The organism is Streptomyces sp. NPDC107538, assembly GCF_055657445.1.
Genome location: NZ_JBVKAY010000006.1, coordinates 248,388 through 263,543, shown reverse-complemented (window position 1 = coordinate 263,543; position 15,156 = coordinate 248,388). Strand labels below are relative to the sequence as shown.

Sequence of the window (15,156 nt, the reverse complement as noted above, 5' to 3'; positions counted from 1 at the left end):
GGGTCGAGTGGTGATGCTCAGCGTTCGAGGACGAGGGCGAGTCCCTGCCCCACTCCGATGCACAGCGTGGCGACGCCGACGCCCGAGCCCTTGCGCGCCAGCTGGTGCGCGACCGTCCCGGCCAGTCGCGCACCGGACGCCCCCAGCGGATGGCCGAGCGCGATCGCCCCGCCCTGCGGATTGAGGATCGCGGGGTCGAACTCGGGCCACTCGGCGACACAGCCGAGCACCTGCGCGGCGAACGCCTCGTTCAGCTCCAGGACGTCCAGATCGTCGAACCCCTTGCCCGCCTTGGCCAGCGCCCGCGTCACCGCCGCGACGGGCGCGAGCCCGAAGTAGTCGGGGTCGACGGCGTGCACACCGGTCGCCGAGACCCGCGCGAGCGGCTCCCGTCCGGTGGCCGCGAGCCCCTCCTCGTCCACCAGCAGCAGCGCGGCGGCCCCGTCGTTGAGCGGCGAGGCGTTGCCCGCGGTGACCGTCCCCCCGTCGGGGCGGAACGACGGCTTCAGCTTGGCCATGGCGGCCAGGGACGCGTCGGCCCGTACGCATTCGTCGGCGCCGAGGACGACCGGGTCGCCCTTGCGCTGTGGGATGGAGACGGGGGCGATCTCACCGTCGAAGGCCCCGGCCGCCCGCGCCTGGGCCGCCTTCCGGTGGGACGCGAGGGCGAACTCGTCCTGCTGTTCCCGGGTGATCTTGTGCTTGTCGGCGATGAGTTCGGCGGACTCGCCCAGCGGGATGGTCCACTGCGGGTCCATCCTCGGGTTGACCATACGCCAGCCCAGCGTCGTCGAGTACAGCTCGGTGTGCCCGGCGGGGAAGGCCCGCTCGCTCTTGGGCAGGACGTACGGGGCGCGGGTCATGGACTCGACCCCGCCGGCGACGGCGATCGAGGCGTCGCCGACCGCGATGGCGCGGGCCGCCTGGATCACGGCTTCGAGGCCGGAGGCGCAGAGCCGGTTGACGGTCACGCCGGGGACGGAGGTGGGCAGTCCGGCCAGCAGCGCGGCCATGCGGCCGACGTTGCGGTTCTCCTCGCCGGCGCCGTTGGCGTTGCCGAAGTAGACGTCCTCGATCCGCGCCGGGTCCAGGTCCGGGGTGCGGGCGAGCAGTTCACGGATGGCGTGCGCGGCGAGGTCGTCGGGGCGCAGGCCCGCCAGGCCGCCGTTGTAGCGGCCGATGGGGGTACGGACCGCGTCGACGATGTAGACGTCCTTCAGGCCGTTGCCCGAGGCGTTGCTCGAAGTCTTGCCGGGGCCGTTGCTCATGACTGGCTCTCCTCGGGGACGCGCACCTTCGCGGCGGTCTTGGCGACGATCTCCTCGACGGTCACCCCGGGGGCGGTCTCCACCAGCACCAGGCCCTCGTCGGTCACGTCGAGCACGCCCAGGTCGGTGATGATCCGGTTCACGCACCCCTTGCCGGTCAGCGGCAGCGCGCACTCCTCCAGGATCTTCGCCGAGCCGTCCTTGGCGGTGTGGGTCATGACCACGATGACCGTACGCGCGCCGTGGACCAGGTCCATGGCGCCGCCGATCCCGGTGATCATCTTGCCCGGGATGGCCCAGTTGGCGAGGTCGCCGCCGGCGGAGACCTGCATGGCGCCGAGGACGGCGACGTCGATGTGGCCGCCGCGGATCATCGAGAAGGACAGCGCCGAGTCGAAGTAGGAGGCGCCCGGCAGGACCGTGACCGTCTCCTTGCCCGCGTTGATCAGATCGGGGTCGACCTGCTCCTCGGTCGGGTAGGGGCCGGTGCCCAGGATGCCGTTCTCCGACTCCAGGATCACCTCGACGTCGTGCGGGAGGTAGTTCGGGATGAGGGTCGGCAGACCGATGCCGAGGTTGACGTACTGGCCGTCCTGCAGCTCGCGCGCGGCGCGGGCGGCCATCTGTTCGCGGGTCCAGGCCATCACTCGCTCACCGTTCCCTCTGCCGCGGCGGAGACCGTCCGCTTCTCGATCTTCTTGTCGGCCGCCTGCTCGGGGGTGAGGGCGATGACCCGCTGCACGAAGATGCCGGGTAGGTGGACGGCGTCCGGGTCGATCTCGCCGGGTTCGACCAGTTCCTCGACCTCGGCGATGGTGATCTTGCCGGCCATCGCGGAGAGGGGGTTGAAGTTGCGGGAGGACTTGTTGAAGACGAGGTTCCCGTGCCGGTCGCCCTTGGCGGCCCGGACGAGGGCGTAGTCGGTGCGGATGCCGCGCTCCAGGACGTATTCGACGCCGTCGAACTCGCGGACCTCCTTGGGCGGCGAGGCCAGCGCGACGCCGCCGTCGCCGTCGTAGCGCCAGGGGAGGCCGCCCTCGGCGACCTGGGTGCCCACGCCGGCCGGGGTGAAGAACGCCGGGATACCGGCGCCGCCCGCGCGCAGACGCTCGGCCAGCGTGCCCTGCGGGATCATCTCGACCTCCAGCTCACCGCCGAGGTACTGTCGCGCGAACTCCTTGTTCGCTCCGATGTACGAACCGGTCACCCGGGCGATCCGGCCCGCCGCGAGGAGGACCGCGAGGCCGGACTCCATGGCGCCGCAGTTGTTCGACACCACTCCGAGACCCGAGACCCCGCGCTCGTAGAGCGCCTGGATCAGTACGTTCGGCACACCGCTCAGCCCGAAGCCGCCGACGGCGAGTGTCGCGCCGTCCGGCACATCGGCCACTGCCTCCAGGGCTGTGGCGACCACCTTGTCCATCCGTGAGGCCCCATCTCGTGCGCACCCGGTGACCAGTTAATCAGGGCACTGAGCATTTCGGTGAAGTTTCCTTCACGCTGCCACTCGTCGGCTTCTCCGTCAAGGGTCAGGAGAATGGCGAGGTCATGTGTGGACGCCGTTCTGGACACGCCGTGGCCGAGGGCGGATAGTGTTGAGCCATTGTTCAGTGCACGAACGAACTGTCCGAGTCGAGGGAGCGCACATGGCCGCGGTGGACCTCTCCACCCACCCCGGGCACCTGGCCCGACGGCTGCAGCAGGCCCACTATCTGCTGTGGAACGTGATGGTCTCCGAGGAGATCACCTCCCCGCAGTTCGCCGTCCTCAACACGCTCGTCGCCGAGCCGGGGCTCGACCAGCGCACGGTGGGGGAGCGGGTGGGGCTCGACCGGTCCACGATGTCCGAGGTGATCAGCCGCCTCGGCCGCCGTGGACTCCTGGACAAGGTGCGCGATCCGCAGGACGGGCGGCGGTTCCTGCTGCGGCTCACGGAGGACGGGGTGCGGACGCATCGCAGGCTCACGGTGCGGACGGCCCGGATGAACCAGGTCTTCCTGGCACCGCTGTCGGCGGACGAGCAGAACGTGTTCTTCGACCTGATCCGCCGGGTCGCGGACGCGGCGGAGGAACTGCGCAGCCCCGCCGAGTCCCTGGGAGCGCGGTAGCCCGCACGGCGCGGCGCGGCAGCCCTCATCGAGCGGCAGCCCTCATTGAGCGGCGGCGTACACCACCCATACCTGGCCCTCCGCGAAGTTCATCGCCTTGCCGTCGGGCGTGGTGAAGTCCGTGCCGTCCGCCGGGTTCGCCCGCCGCCACTCCGCGTCGTACGCCCTGCCGTCCCGCAGGACCTCCGCGCGGCCCGAGCCGACCGTCTCCGTGTACGGGGTGTTGTTGCCCAGGTAGTCCTGGAAGCGGGACGCGCGGATCGTCACGTACTGGACGACGACCGTGGCCGGGGCGACCCGGACGTCGTCGGTGGTGATCGTCGGGGTGCCGTCCATGGAGACCTGCCAGCGGCGGCTGTCCTCGGACCAGGTGAAGGTGAAGCGGGCCGCCGGGTAGCGGACGGTGCGGGAGTCCTCGGGGGTGCCGCCGGCGGGGGCGGGGCCGTAGCGGAACCCGGTGGTGAGGGCGTCGGCGCCGGGCGGTGAGGCGATCAGCTTCTCGGGGCGCACATACAAGTTGTGCGGGGCGGGTTTGTCGTCGCCCCGGAAGTACGCGCTCTCGGCGTCCCCGGGGGTCTCCGCGCGCAGCGGCGCCCGGTCGATCAGCGGCAGGAGCCTGCCCTGGGCGCCCGAGAAGGCGAGGGTCGGCTCGTCGAACTGGCGCAGCAGTTCCAGATCGGATTCCCGGGCGCTGCGCACCGGCCCGACCTCCTCCGGGAACTTCGTCGCGTACACCGCCATCAGCCTGCTGAGACCGCCTTCGACCTGCTCGGCGTAGACGATGTCCGCCGCGTCGATGCCGGTCTGCGGGCGGGCGGCGGAGACGTTGTCGATCTTCACGGCGAGGACCGGGCCGGTCGGCGACGCGCTGACCCGGTCGTCCCGGCGGCCGTCGTCCCCGCCGCGGTCGTCGTCGCCCGAGCCGGTCACCGTGCAGCCCGCCAGCAGGGCGGCCGCCGTGAGCGCGGCGAGCAGCGGTCCCCGCGACGGCCGGTGCCCCGCCCGCCGCGCCCGGAGCCCCTTGCTCACTCTGCTCACCCTGCTCACCCTGCTCAGCCCGTCCATGGTGTCTTCGATTGTGCGCTTGTCGGTTCATGGATGGCTATACCGGTTCTTTTCCGACCGATTCGCGCGCGGGGTGCCGGGTACCCGTGGCGGACCGCCGGCCGACCCGAGAGAACGGAGTGTGGGCGCGATGAAGGCAGTGACATGGCAGGGCAAGCGGGACGTGCGCGTGGAGACCGTGCCCGACCCGGTGATCCAGGAGCCGACGGACGCGGTCATCCGGATCACCTCCACTGGCCTCTGCGGTTCCGACCTGCACCTGTACGAGGTGCTCACCCCGTTCATGACGCCGGGCGACATCCTCGGCCACGAACCCATGGGCATCGTCGAGGAGGTCGGCGCCGGAGTGCCGGACCTCGCGGCCGGGGACCGGGTCGTCGTGCCGTTCCAGATCGCCTGCGGCGACTGCTGGATGTGTCTCACCGGGCTCCCCACCCAGTGCGAGACCACCCAGTGCACCGGCGAGGGCATGGGCGCCGCGCTCTTCGGCTACACCCGGCTGTACGGCGCGGTCCCGGGCGCCCAGGCCGAGTATCTGCGCGTCCCCCAGGCCCAGTTCGGGCCGATCAAGGTGCCCGAGGGGCCGCCCGACGACCGGTTCCTCTACCTCTCCGACGTGCTCCCCACCGCCTGGCAGGCCGTCGAGTACGCGCACGTCCCGCCCGGCGGCAGCGTCGCCGTGCTCGGCCTCGGCCCCATCGGGGACATGGCCTGCCGGGTCGCCATGCAACGCGGCGCCGAGCAGGTCTTCGGCGTCGACCTGGTGCCCGAGCGGCTGCGCCGGGCGCGCGACCGGGGCGTCGAGACGTTCGACCTGCGGGACTTCGACAGTGAGAAGGAGCTGGTCGGCGCGATCCAGGACCGGACCGCCGGACGCGGCCCCGACTCCGTCATCGACGCCGTCGGCACCGAGGCCCACGGCAGCGCGGCGGCCCGGCTCGCCCAGAACGCGACCGGACTGCTGCCCCGGGCCATCGGCTCCCGGCTCACCGAACGCTTCGGCGTGGACCGGCTGGCCGCCGTCTACACCGCCATCGACCTCGTACGGCGCGGCGGCACGATCTCCCTCTCCGGCGTCTACGGCGGCATGGTCGACCCGCTGCCCCTGCTCACCCTGTTCGACAAGCAGATCCGGCTGCGCATGGGCCAGGCCAACGTCCGCACCTGGAGCGACGACATCCTGCCCCTCCTCACGGAGGACGACCCCCTCGGTGTCGACTCCTTCGCCACCCACCGGGTGCCGCTCACCGAGGCACCGCACGCCTACGAGATGTTCCAGCGCAAGCAGGACGGCGCGGTCAAGGTCGTGATGGAGCCCTGAGGCCCTGATTCACTGCTGATTCACTGCCCGGTGCCGGGACCGAGGACCTCCGCCAGGTCGTAGCTCACCGGCTCGTCCAGCTGCGCGTAGGTGCAGCTGGACGCCGTGCGGTCCGGGCGCCAGCGGCGGAAGCGGGCCGTGTGACGGAAACGGACGCCGTTCTCCATGTGGTCGTAGGCGACCTCGGCGACCTGCTCGGGCCGCAGCGGCACCCAGGAGAAGTCCTTCTTCGCCGACCACCGGCTCGGCGCGCCCGGCAGCCGGGCCGTCTCGTGCGCCGCCTCGTCGGACCAGGCCGCCCATGGGTGCTCCCGGGCATCAGCGAGCCGCAGCGGCTCCAGCTCCGCCACCAGCTCCGCGCGCCGCTTCATCGGGAACGCCGCGCACACACCGATGTGCTGGAGGGTGCCTCCGTCGTCGTACAGCCCCAGCAGGAGCGAGCCCACCACCGGCCCGCTCTTGTGGAAGCGGTACCCAGCGACCACCACGTCCGCCGTCCGCTCGTGCTTGATCTTGAACATGGCCCGCTCGTCCTGCCGGTACAGCAGCGTGAGCGGCTTGGCGATCACCCCGTCCAGGCCCGCCCCCTCGTACTGCTCGAACCACTGCTCGGCCAGCTCACGGTCCGTGGTCGCCGGCGCGAGATGCACGGGGGCCGTCACCTCCGACAGGGCCAGCTCCAGCAGCGCGCGGCGGTCGGTGAGCGGGACGTCGAGCAGCGACTCGTCGCTCAGCGCGAGCAGGTCGAAGGCGACGAAGGACGCCGGGGTGGTCCCCGCCAGCATCCGGACCCGGGAGTCCGCGGGGTGGATGCGTTCGGTGAGGGCGTCGAAGTCCAGCCGCCGCCCGTCCCGGACGATCACGATCTCGCCGTCCATCACACAGCGCCGCGGCAAGCGCTCCCGCAGCGCCGCCACCAGCTCGGGAAAGTACCTGGTCAGCGTCTTTCCCGTACGGCTGCCGATCTCCACCTCGTCGCCGTCGCGGAACACGATCGCCCGGAACCCGTCCCACTTCGCCTCGTAGTGCATGTCCGGCGGGATCTTCGCCACGGACTTGGCGAGCATCGGTTTCACGGGCGGCATCACCGGTAGATCCATGCCTTCGATTCTGCGACCGTGATCCCACCCCCGCGCGGTGAGATCCGCCCGGTATGCGGCGTTCTGTCGTTCCGCCTACCGTGGCTCGCATGGGTGAAGCGGTGGAGCTGGAGGCGGCGGGACGGACGGTACGACTGTCCAGCCCGGACAAGATCTTCTTCCCGGAGCGCGGTTTCACCAAGCTGGACCTCGCCCGCTACTACATCGCCGTCGGCCCTGGCATCCTGCGGGCCCTGCGCGACCGGCCCACCACCCTGGAGCGCTACCCGGAGGGGGTGACCGGCGAGAACTTCTTCCAGAAGCGGGCCCCCAAGAACATGCCCGACTGGATCCCCACCGCCCACATCACCTTCCCCAGCGGGCGCAGCGCCGACGAGATGTGCCCCACCGAGGTCGCCGCCGTCGTGTGGGCCGCGCAGTTCGGCACGCTCACCTTCCATCCGTGGCCGGTCCGCCGCGCCGACGTCGACCGCCCCGACGAACTCCGCATCGACCTCGACCCCCAGCCCGGCACCGACTACGCCGACGCGGTCCGTGCCGCACACGAACTCCGCGAGGTCCTGCACGAGTACGGCGGACTGCGCGGCTGGCCCAAGACCTCCGGCGGCCGGGGCCTGCATGTGTTCGTGCCGATCCGGCCCGACTGGACCTTCACCCAGGTACGCCGCTCGGCCATCGCCGTGGCCCGCGAACTGGAACGCCGGATGCCGGAGCAGGTGACCACGGCCTGGTGGAAGGAGGAGCGCGGCGCGAAGATCTTCGTCGACTACAACCAGACCGCCCGCGACCGCACCATCGCCTCCGCCTACTCCGTGCGACCCCGCCCGCACGCGCCCGTCTCCGCGCCCCTCACCTGGGACGAGGTCGGCGACGCCGTGCCGCGCGACTTCGACCTCGCGACCATGCCGGTGCGGTTCGCGGAGGTCGGCGACGTCCACGCCGACATGGACGATCACGCGTTCTCCCTGGAGGCGCTGCTGGAGCTGGCGGCGCGCGACGAGCACGACCATGGGCTGGGGGACCTGCCGTATCCGCCGGAGTATCCGAAGATGCCGGGGGAGCCGAAGCGGGTCCAGCCGAGTCGGGCGAAGAAGGGGTGAGAGAAGGGGCGAGAGCCGGGGAGAGGGCGTTGTCGGTCGGCTGCGGGTGAGCGGGGGTTGGTCGCGCCCGCGCGGCGGAGCCGCACGTCGACTCAGTCCCGCGCCCCTTACGGGCGCGCTCGGTCCGGGTCGGCCTCCAGGTCGGCCGCTATGCGGCGGCAGGCGGTCAGCAGTTCCTCGTCCGCGGTGACGTCTCCGCGCATGTTCACGCTCGCGCCCGCGGTCATGGACGAGTTGTCGGTGCGGTGGCGGCGAGGAGATGCCAGCTCCGCACGTATCAAGGGGAGGGCGGGGGCTGCCGCCGGGCCCATGTCGGCGAGACAGGCGGCGATCTCCGGGCGGGTCATGGGGGTGGTGGTCCAGTGGTGGAGGAGGGTCGGCAGGGCCTCGGTGGGGTCTCCGGTCACCTTCCACAGGGCGATGGCCTCCTCGGCGCCTCTGTCCCGGGCGCGGAGCTCGTCGGCCAGGGGTGAGGCCGCCGGGCCGAGGGAGGCGATGAGGCGGAGGGCGAGATGGCGGTCGTACCAGGTGTCGGAGTCCAGCCCGGAGCGCAGTGCGGGAAGAACCGCCTCGGCGTCGCCGGTCACCGACCAGAGGGCCGCCGCGGTCTCCAGCCGGTCGAGGTCCGAGGTGGTCGCGGACGAGAGCAACTCCCTGAGCAGCGGCTCGGCTTCGGCAGCCGCCCTGCCGTACCGGGCCACTGTCCTCAGCGCATGCCTTCGGGTCGCCGCGTCGTCGTGGCTGTCGCGGAGCAGGGCGAGGACGAGGGGCAGGGACTCGGGAGGGGTGAGGACGCCGAGGCCGGCGAGCAGCCGGTCCAGGGTGACGCTCCGGTCATCGGGGCCGAGGCCGAGCAGACGCTCGTGGAGCACCGGGCCCAGCTCGGGGCCCGCCTCCGGTCCGAGGGCTTCCAGCCAGCGCACGATCTGCTCCGGGGGGTCGAGCCGGCCGAGGATCGACTTCAGGGCGTTCACGATCCGCCCGTCGCCCTGGAGCGTGAGCACCTCGGCGGCCTTGCCGAGGGCCGTGGCGCTCCAGCCCAGGTCGGCGTCGGTCTCGGTGCGCCCGCTGTCCGCCCATCCCTCGATGTAGGCGACCACCTCGTCCGCCACCACGTGCGCGATCGGGGCGAGATGGCGCAGCTCGTCCAACGCCGCCTTGTTCAGGCGTAGTTCGGGGTCGCTCAGCTGTTCGGCGAGCGCGATCAACGGCTCGTCGTCCGGCACCCGCCACCCCGTCATCAGGGCCCCGGCCATGCGGACGGCGGCCATGCGCTGCCCCCGGTCGGGACTGCGCAGCCGGCCGAGGAGGAGGGCGTACCGCACGTCCGTCCGGTCGCCGAGGGCGTGGTGCAGTTCGGTGAGGAGGTCGTCGACCATGTCGGCGTCGACGGTCGCCGCGTGGCTCGCCTCCAGCTCGCGGAGGTACGACACCATCGTGTCCGTGCGCGGACGCTCCGGTTCTCGTTCCGGGTCGGTCGTACGGCGGTCGGACCCCTTCTCCGCACAGGTCAGGCGTAGAACGGCGAGGGCGATCTCGGCCGTGTCCTCGGGCAGTGACTCCGGGGCGCAGAGGGCGAGTTGGGTGAGGCCGGTCAGGCGGACCTCGGGGCCGGAGCGGTCGGAGAGCACCGACGCGCGCAGCAGGGCGCCGGCCTCGGCGCCCAGCGATTCCGGGTGGCGGCCGCCCAGTCGGCCGATGGCCTCCGCCAGGGCGCACTGTGCCGCCGAGTCGTGCTCCCGTGGCAGCCGTTCGCGCAGTGCCCCGAAGGCCCGTGCCGGATCCGGGTGCGTCCGGGCCAGGGCGTGGGCCGCCGCCGCGCGTACCTCCGCGTCCGGGTCGGTGAGCAGGCCGAGGAAGACGTCCGCGCGGTCCTGGACCGCCGCCCAGGCGTCCAGGAAGGGCCGGACGAACGCCGCGTCCTCCTCCTCGTCCTCGAAGAGGCCGCCGATCTCCGCCGGATCGGGCCGCTCCTCGCCTCCGATGCTGCACAGCAGTCCCACGATCGCAGCACGGTCGGCGAGGCCCTCCAGCGCCGCCAGCTCGAAGAGGAACGGCACGCACGCCACCGTGCTGTCGTACACGTCCCCCTGGTGGTGCACCGCCCCGTACATACCGTCGAGCGCGATGTCCCGCTCGGACGGGTCGTCCGACGCGAGCCCCCGCAGCAGGCCGGGCACATCGGTCGCCGACTCGGTGTACGCATGCCCCATCGACGCCCAGTCGACGTCGTCGATCCCCGTGAGCACACAGCCTCCCCGTCGCACAGCGGTGGCGTACGGCAGCCACCGATCACAGCATGCCGTACGCCACTGACAACGGGCCGGGCCGCAGCGGAACCCGTGACTCCGCCGTGCTTCCCTACAGTTCCTTGATCCGGATGTCGCGGTAGGAGACGACATCCGTCGTGCCGTGCACCTGGAGTCCGAGGTAGCCGGAGGCGAACCGCCGCCCGTCCGTGCCCGGGTCGTCCGAGCGGGGCGGGGTGAAGTCCTGGCCGCCGGTGTTGTCGAACTCGTTGATCAGGACGCCGTTGCGGTAGACCGAGTAGTGCTGGTCGACCACCCGGATCTCGTAGTCGTTCCAGGTGCCCTTCTGGGTGACGCCCGCACCGGCGAGCCCCACCCGGTCGAAGCCGTACACCGACCCCGTCTTGTACATGTCGCCGTCGGGCCGGTCCAGGACCTGCACCTCATGGCCGTACTTGATGGCCACCCACTCCGGCCGCGACTCCTCCGGGTGGTCGTGGACCCCGGGGAAGCGCACGAACACACCGGAGTTGGCGTTGCCCGTGCCGGGCGCGTCGTCCCGCCACTGGAGGCGCAGCGAGAAGTCGCCATACTTCCGCTCGGGGAACCACAGCATGCCGAGCCCGGCCTTCGTCGTACCGGAGGTGATCGAGCCGTCGCCGTTCAGGCCGAACGAACCGCCGCCCACCTGCTGCCACTTGGCGAACGACTCGGCCGTCCCGTCGAGGATCGTGCGATAGCCCTCCGTCTGGCCGGGCTTGCCGATGCCGGACTCCTCCGCCGCCTCCTTCACGGCGGTGTACTCGCGCAGGTCGACGACCCCTTCCGTGAACAGCTTGTCGAGGACGGTGTCCACGTGCTTGAGGAACAGCGCGTGGGACGTCCACTCCTTCTCGTCCTCGATCAACTCGTTGATCCGGCACCGGTTGTTGGTGACCCGGTTCGGCACACCCGAGTCGACCGTGCCGACGAAGACCGTCAACCGCTCGTCGTACTCGGCACAGTTGGGCGCCGGAACCCCGCCGCCCGCGACCACCGTGAAGCTCACCGAACGCGCGGCGGCCGTGTTGCCCGCCTTGTCGCTCGCCCGGTACGCCACCGTGTGTGTGCCCGCACGGTCCACCGACACCGGTGCGGTGTAGGCGAGATAGGGGCCGCCGTCCAAGGAGTACTCGACCGCGGCGACACCGGAGCCGCCGTGATCGGTGGCGCTGACGGTGACCTTCGCGCTCTTCAGGTACGCCCCGGCCGAGTTCCGGTCGCCCTCGACGGTCACCCCCGTCACCGGGGGAGTGGTGTCGTTCGCCGGCGGGGCGACGACGGTGAACCCGACACTCTTCTCGGCCGCCACGTTCCCCGCCTTGTCCGTGGCCCGGTAGCGCACCTTGTGCGTGCCGACCTCGTGCACCATGACGGGCGCGGTGTACGGCTGCCAGGCCCCCGAGTCGCCGAGCGCGTACTCGATGGTGTTGACGCCCGACCCGGTGTCCGACGCGGTGACGGTGACCGTCGCCATGGAGACGTAGTCGCCCTGCGGGTTCTTCTCACCGGCCACCGTCGCCGAGGTCTCCGGCGCGGTCGTGTCGTCCGTCGGCGGGGCGACGACGGTGAACCCGACACTCTTCTCGGCCGCCGTGTTGCCCGCCTTGTCGACCGCCCGATAGCGGACCTTGTGCGTGCCGACCTGGTCGATCACCACCGGGGTGGTGTACGGCAGCCAGGCGCCGGTGTCGCCGATCGCGTACTCGATCCGCTCGACCCCCGACCCGCCGGTGTCGGTCGCGCTCACCGCCACGGACGCCGAACCGACGTACGCGCCCGAGGAGTTCTGCGTCCCGCTCACCGATGCCGCCGTCTCCGGCGCGGTGGTGTCCTCGCCGGTGCCCTCGGTCACCACGAGGATGCCCTGCATCTGACCGTGCCCGGGGATCGTGCAGTAGTAGCGGTAGCGGCCCGGGGTGAGCGTTACCTCGGCGGTGTGGCGGCCGCCCTGGTCGTCGCCGGGGTTGGCCAGGATGTTGAGCGGGACGTCGTTGTTGTACTCCGGGTCGGAGACGTCGAACGTCAACGTGTGCGGCATTCCCATGGTGTTGCCGGTCGCCTTGCTGTTCTCGAAGACGATCGTCGTCACGCCCGCCACCGCGGTCTGCGGGGCGGACACGTACTTGGTGATGTCGTCACCGGCGGTCCAGGTGAGCACCTGGGCGGCGGCGTTCTCCCGCGCCGCGTCCGTGCGACCGGACGCGGGCGTCGACGTGAGCCCGAGGACCATCAGCAGGGCCGCCAACAGGGCCGCCCACAAGCGTCTTTCCCGCATCACTCCGCCTTCCTCGCCAGCTCGTCGGCCGCCGGCGTCGGACCGCCGCCCGTGTAAGTGACCCGCCACAGCGCCGACTTGGCGTCCGAGGTGAAGAAGCCGCGCCCGTAGTCCAGGACGTACAGCGCGCCGTCCGGACCGAACTTCCAGTCCATGAGGTTCCGGATGCCGTTGGTCCCGACCGGCACGATCTTCTTCAGCGACTCCGCGTGGACCGGGAGTCCGCCACTGCCCTGGTTCTTCGGGTCCATGACCACCGCGTGGCGAGGCTGGTCCGCGTCGTAGAAGTCGCCGACGAACCACTTGCCGTCCCAATAGGCAGGCCACCGCACGGAGTTGTCGCCCGACGCGGAGTGGCGGTAGACAGGGCCGTTCATCGTGGCCTGACCGCCGCCCTTCAGCCACGGCAGCAGGTACTTGGCGTCCTCGTTCTTGTAGGAGGGGATGCCGTTCGCGTCCCGGGGGAAGTCCGGGGCGCCGCCCTGCGGCGAGTACCAGATGTTGTTTCCGGTCACCGGCGGCAGGTTCACGAGTCCGTCGTTGTTCGGGGACTCGTTCTTCGGGTGGTCGCAGTCGTACCAGCCGAGCGGCTTCGACGGGTCCGGCAGATTGCGGTCCCGGTAGGGCTGCTTGTTGCCCATGCAGAACGGCCAACCCCGGTTGCCCGCCTCGGTGATGGCGGCGAACGTGTCGTACTTCGCCGGGCCCCACGTCGTCGACGGCGCGCTCGCGTCCGGGCCGACCCAGCCGGCGTACAGGACGTCCGTCCGCTGGTCGACGAAGATCCGGGCGGGGTTGCGGACACCCATCACATAGATCTCGCCCCGCGTCTTGTCACCGCCCTCGGCGGTCTCCTTGCCCGTGAAGAGATTGCCCGTGGGCAGCGTGTAGGTGCCGTCGGGCTCCGGGTGGATACGGAGGATCTTGCCGTTGAGGTTGTTGGTGTTGCCGGCGGTGCGGCGGGCGTCGGCGAACGAGACGCCCTTGTAGTTCGGTTGGGGGTTGTTGCCGGAGTAACCGCCGCTGAAGCCACTGGAGTTGTTGTCGCCGGTCGCGATGTACAGGTTGCCCCGGGAGTCCCAGGTCATCCCGCCACCCGCGTGGCAGCAACTGTGGATCTGCACCGGCCACTTGAGCAGTGTCTTCTCACTGCCGAGGTCCAGTTTGTTCGTCGCGAGGTCGAGGGTGAAGCGGGAGACCCGGCGCTCGGCCGTCCGGGTGTCGCGGTCGATCTCGGAGTGGGGTGTGTAGTGCAGATACACCCAGCCGTTCCGCTGGAAGCCCGGGTCCAGCTCGATACCGAGCAGACCCTCCTCGACCTTGATCAGTTCGTCGCCGCCGCCCTTGTTGCCGAAGACGGTGAGCGCGCCCGCGAGGGTCACCTTCTTCGTCCTCGGGTCGTAGACGTGGACCTCGCCCTTGCCCTTGCCGATGTCGGGGTTGTTCCAGTCGGTGACCACGGGCTGGGACGAGTCGGCGCCGCCCCGGCCGATGTAGAGGACGCGCCCGTCGGGGGCGGTGACCAGGCCGTGCGGCTCGCCGATCTGGTCGTTCTGCCCCGGCTGGTTGGGCTGGGTCAGCCGCTCCGCCTTGTAGTGGGCGTCGATCGTCGCCTTGCAGTCGGTCTGCGCCAGCCGGGACGTCCACAGCAGGGCGCCCCGCAGATGCGCACGGAAGTCGGTCTCGTCGTAGGCCGAGACGGTCCCGCCCATGCCCGTGTAGAAGGAACGGCCACCGTCGTAGTCACGGCACCAACTCACCGGATGATCAGCGCCGTTGGCGCTCGCACCCGGCTGGTACGTCGACTCGCGCACCCGGGCCACCGTGTGCACCGTGCCGGACGGGTTCTTCGTCCAGTTGAGCCACTTGTCGGGCCGCTTCCACTGCACCGGCAGATCCTTGGTGGCCGGATTGAGCCGGTCACCGATCTCGACGGTCGCGCGCTGCACGGCCGTCGGGCTCGACGCGGCCGGGCGGGCGCCGATCAGGCCCGTGAACCAGTCCGAGTACGGCTCGGCGCGGGCCGCGTCATGGACGCCGACGAAACCGCCGCCCGCCTCCATGTACGTCTCAAGTCCCGCTTCCTGTTCGGGATCCAGGATGTCGCCGCCGCCGGTCAGGAAGACGACGGCGTTGAAACCGCTCAGCCGGGTCTCGTCGGTGAACACGGAGGCGTCGTCGGTGGCGACGACCCCGAACCGTTCGGCGGCGGGCCCGGACAGACCGATCCGCTCGATCGCCTCGATCCCGGCGTTCACCACGGGCGACTCGTCCCCGGCCGCCGCCGAACCGTGGAAGAGCAGCACCTGCGGGCCGGAACCGCCTGGCGGCGACTTGATCGACATCGTTGTCAGCGGCGGCTCGGGCGCCGGGCGCGCCTGGGCCGCGGGGCCCGACAGGAGCCCCGCGGTGACGACCGAGGCGGTCACCGTGGCCGCCCAGGCCCGTCTCTTCGCGTCGCTCAACCCTCGTAAGTACATGGGCACCTCCTCGGTCACAGCAACAGCGCCAAGGAAGCTAGCGGCCTTTGACGGGACTCGCCAATACCTATGACCGGAATGGTCTGAACTTTGTCCTGGGTGTGGAAAAACGGTCGGGCGGCCGCTACCGTCTCACAGGTTGATCACA

At 71.0% G+C, this 15,156-nt stretch carries 11 protein-coding genes; 3 read left to right on the top strand and 8 right to left on the bottom strand.

The window, feature by feature from the left end; translation table 11 throughout:
* Nucleotides 1-17: 17 nt before the first annotated feature.
* The 3 genes from ACZ7MG_RS22925 to ACZ7MG_RS22915 are packed head-to-tail and all read right to left on the bottom strand — an operon-like array spanning nt 18 to nt 2,691.
* The gene (locus ACZ7MG_RS22925; RefSeq protein WP_471391328.1) at nt 18-1,220 is read right to left on the bottom strand and encodes a thiolase family protein; all 1,203 of its coding nucleotides are present in this window, start codon (nt 1,218-1,220) and stop codon (nt 18-20) included.
* 44 nt (nt 1,221-1,264) lie between these two features.
* A complete protein-coding gene (locus ACZ7MG_RS22920) occupies nt 1,265-1,912 on the bottom strand; it encodes a CoA transferase subunit B (protein ID WP_471390781.1) in 648 nt (215 codons plus the stop codon).
* Nucleotides 1,912-2,691: a CoA transferase subunit A gene (locus ACZ7MG_RS22915; RefSeq protein ID WP_471390783.1), complete on the bottom strand. Its 780-nt coding sequence runs from the start codon at nt 2,689-2,691 to the stop codon at nt 1,912-1,914. The genes ACZ7MG_RS22920 and ACZ7MG_RS22915 overlap by 1 nt, the downstream gene beginning before the upstream one ends.
* A gap of 223 nt (nt 2,692-2,914) precedes the next feature.
* Here ACZ7MG_RS22915 and ACZ7MG_RS22910 point away from each other — a divergent pair, with 223 nt between their 5' ends.
* Entirely contained in the window at nt 2,915-3,376 is a 462-nt protein-coding gene (locus ACZ7MG_RS22910) for a MarR family winged helix-turn-helix transcriptional regulator (protein ID WP_471390785.1), read from the top strand.
* A 42-nt stretch (nt 3,377-3,418) separates the two neighbouring features.
* Here the strand turns inward: ACZ7MG_RS22910 and ACZ7MG_RS22905 are convergent, their stop codons facing one another.
* A complete protein-coding gene (locus ACZ7MG_RS22905; protein WP_471390788.1) occupies nt 3,419-4,441 on the bottom strand; it encodes a DUF3048 domain-containing protein in 1,023 nt (340 codons plus the stop codon).
* A 130-nt stretch (nt 4,442-4,571) separates the two neighbouring features.
* On the opposite strand from ACZ7MG_RS22905, the gene ACZ7MG_RS22900 reads away from it, so the two are divergent.
* Nucleotides 4,572-5,762 carry a zinc-dependent alcohol dehydrogenase gene (locus tag ACZ7MG_RS22900; RefSeq protein WP_471390791.1) on the top strand — a complete coding sequence of 397 codons (1,191 nt, stop codon included), beginning with the start codon at nt 4,572-4,574 and terminating at the stop codon, nt 5,760-5,762.
* Between the two features lie 20 nt (nt 5,763-5,782).
* Here the strand turns inward: ACZ7MG_RS22900 and ACZ7MG_RS22895 are convergent, their stop codons facing one another.
* Complete coding sequence (locus ACZ7MG_RS22895; protein ID WP_471390793.1) at nt 5,783-6,862, bottom strand: ATP-dependent DNA ligase; 1,080 nt, start codon at nt 6,860-6,862, stop codon at nt 5,783-5,785.
* A gap of 89 nt (nt 6,863-6,951) precedes the next feature.
* Here ACZ7MG_RS22895 and ligD point away from each other — a divergent pair, with 89 nt between their 5' ends.
* A complete protein-coding gene (gene ligD / locus ACZ7MG_RS22890; protein ID WP_471390796.1) occupies nt 6,952-7,962 on the top strand; it encodes a non-homologous end-joining DNA ligase in 1,011 nt (336 codons plus the stop codon).
* A gap of 107 nt (nt 7,963-8,069) precedes the next feature.
* Here the strand turns inward: ligD and ACZ7MG_RS22885 are convergent, their stop codons facing one another.
* From ACZ7MG_RS22885 to ACZ7MG_RS22875, 3 genes are all read right to left on the bottom strand, one after another.
* Nucleotides 8,070-10,211: a HEAT repeat domain-containing protein gene (locus ACZ7MG_RS22885; RefSeq protein ID WP_471390798.1), complete on the bottom strand. Its 2,142-nt coding sequence runs from the start codon at nt 10,209-10,211 to the stop codon at nt 8,070-8,072.
* A gap of 112 nt (nt 10,212-10,323) precedes the next feature.
* The gene (locus ACZ7MG_RS22880; RefSeq protein WP_471390801.1) at nt 10,324-12,528 is read right to left on the bottom strand and encodes an OmpL47-type beta-barrel domain-containing protein; all 2,205 of its coding nucleotides are present in this window, start codon (nt 12,526-12,528) and stop codon (nt 10,324-10,326) included.
* Nucleotides 12,528-15,008, bottom strand: coding sequence for a ThuA domain-containing protein (locus tag ACZ7MG_RS22875; protein ID WP_471390803.1), 2,481 nt, complete (start codon nt 15,006-15,008; stop codon nt 12,528-12,530). The genes ACZ7MG_RS22880 and ACZ7MG_RS22875 overlap by 1 nt, the downstream gene beginning before the upstream one ends.
* Between the last annotated feature and the right edge of the window lie 148 nt (nt 15,009-15,156).

Excerpts from the sequence above, each read along its gene's own strand:
- ACZ7MG_RS22920 (WP_471390781.1), bottom strand. The coding sequence starts at position 1,912 with ATGGCCTGGACCCGCGAACAGATGGCCGCCCGCGCCGCGCGCGAGCTG.
- ACZ7MG_RS22915 (WP_471390783.1), bottom strand. The coding sequence starts at position 2,691 with ATGGACAAGGTGGTCGCCACAGCCCTGGAGGCAGTGGCCGATGTGCCG.
- ACZ7MG_RS22910 (WP_471390785.1), top strand. The coding sequence starts at position 2,915 with ATGGCCGCGGTGGACCTCTCCACCCACCCCGGGCACCTGGCCCGACGG.
- ACZ7MG_RS22905 (WP_471390788.1), bottom strand. The coding sequence starts at position 4,441 with ATGGACGGGCTGAGCAGGGTGAGCAGGGTGAGCAGAGTGAGCAAGGGG.
- ACZ7MG_RS22900 (WP_471390791.1), top strand. The coding sequence starts at position 4,572 with ATGAAGGCAGTGACATGGCAGGGCAAGCGGGACGTGCGCGTGGAGACC.
- ACZ7MG_RS22895 (WP_471390793.1), bottom strand. The coding sequence starts at position 6,862 with ATGGATCTACCGGTGATGCCGCCCGTGAAACCGATGCTCGCCAAGTCC.
- ligD (WP_471390796.1), top strand. The coding sequence starts at position 6,952 with ATGGGTGAAGCGGTGGAGCTGGAGGCGGCGGGACGGACGGTACGACTG.
- ACZ7MG_RS22880 (WP_471390801.1), bottom strand. The coding sequence starts at position 12,528 with ATGCGGGAAAGACGCTTGTGGGCGGCCCTGTTGGCGGCCCTGCTGATG.
- ACZ7MG_RS22875 (WP_471390803.1), bottom strand. The coding sequence starts at position 15,008 with ATGTACTTACGAGGGTTGAGCGACGCGAAGAGACGGGCCTGGGCGGCC.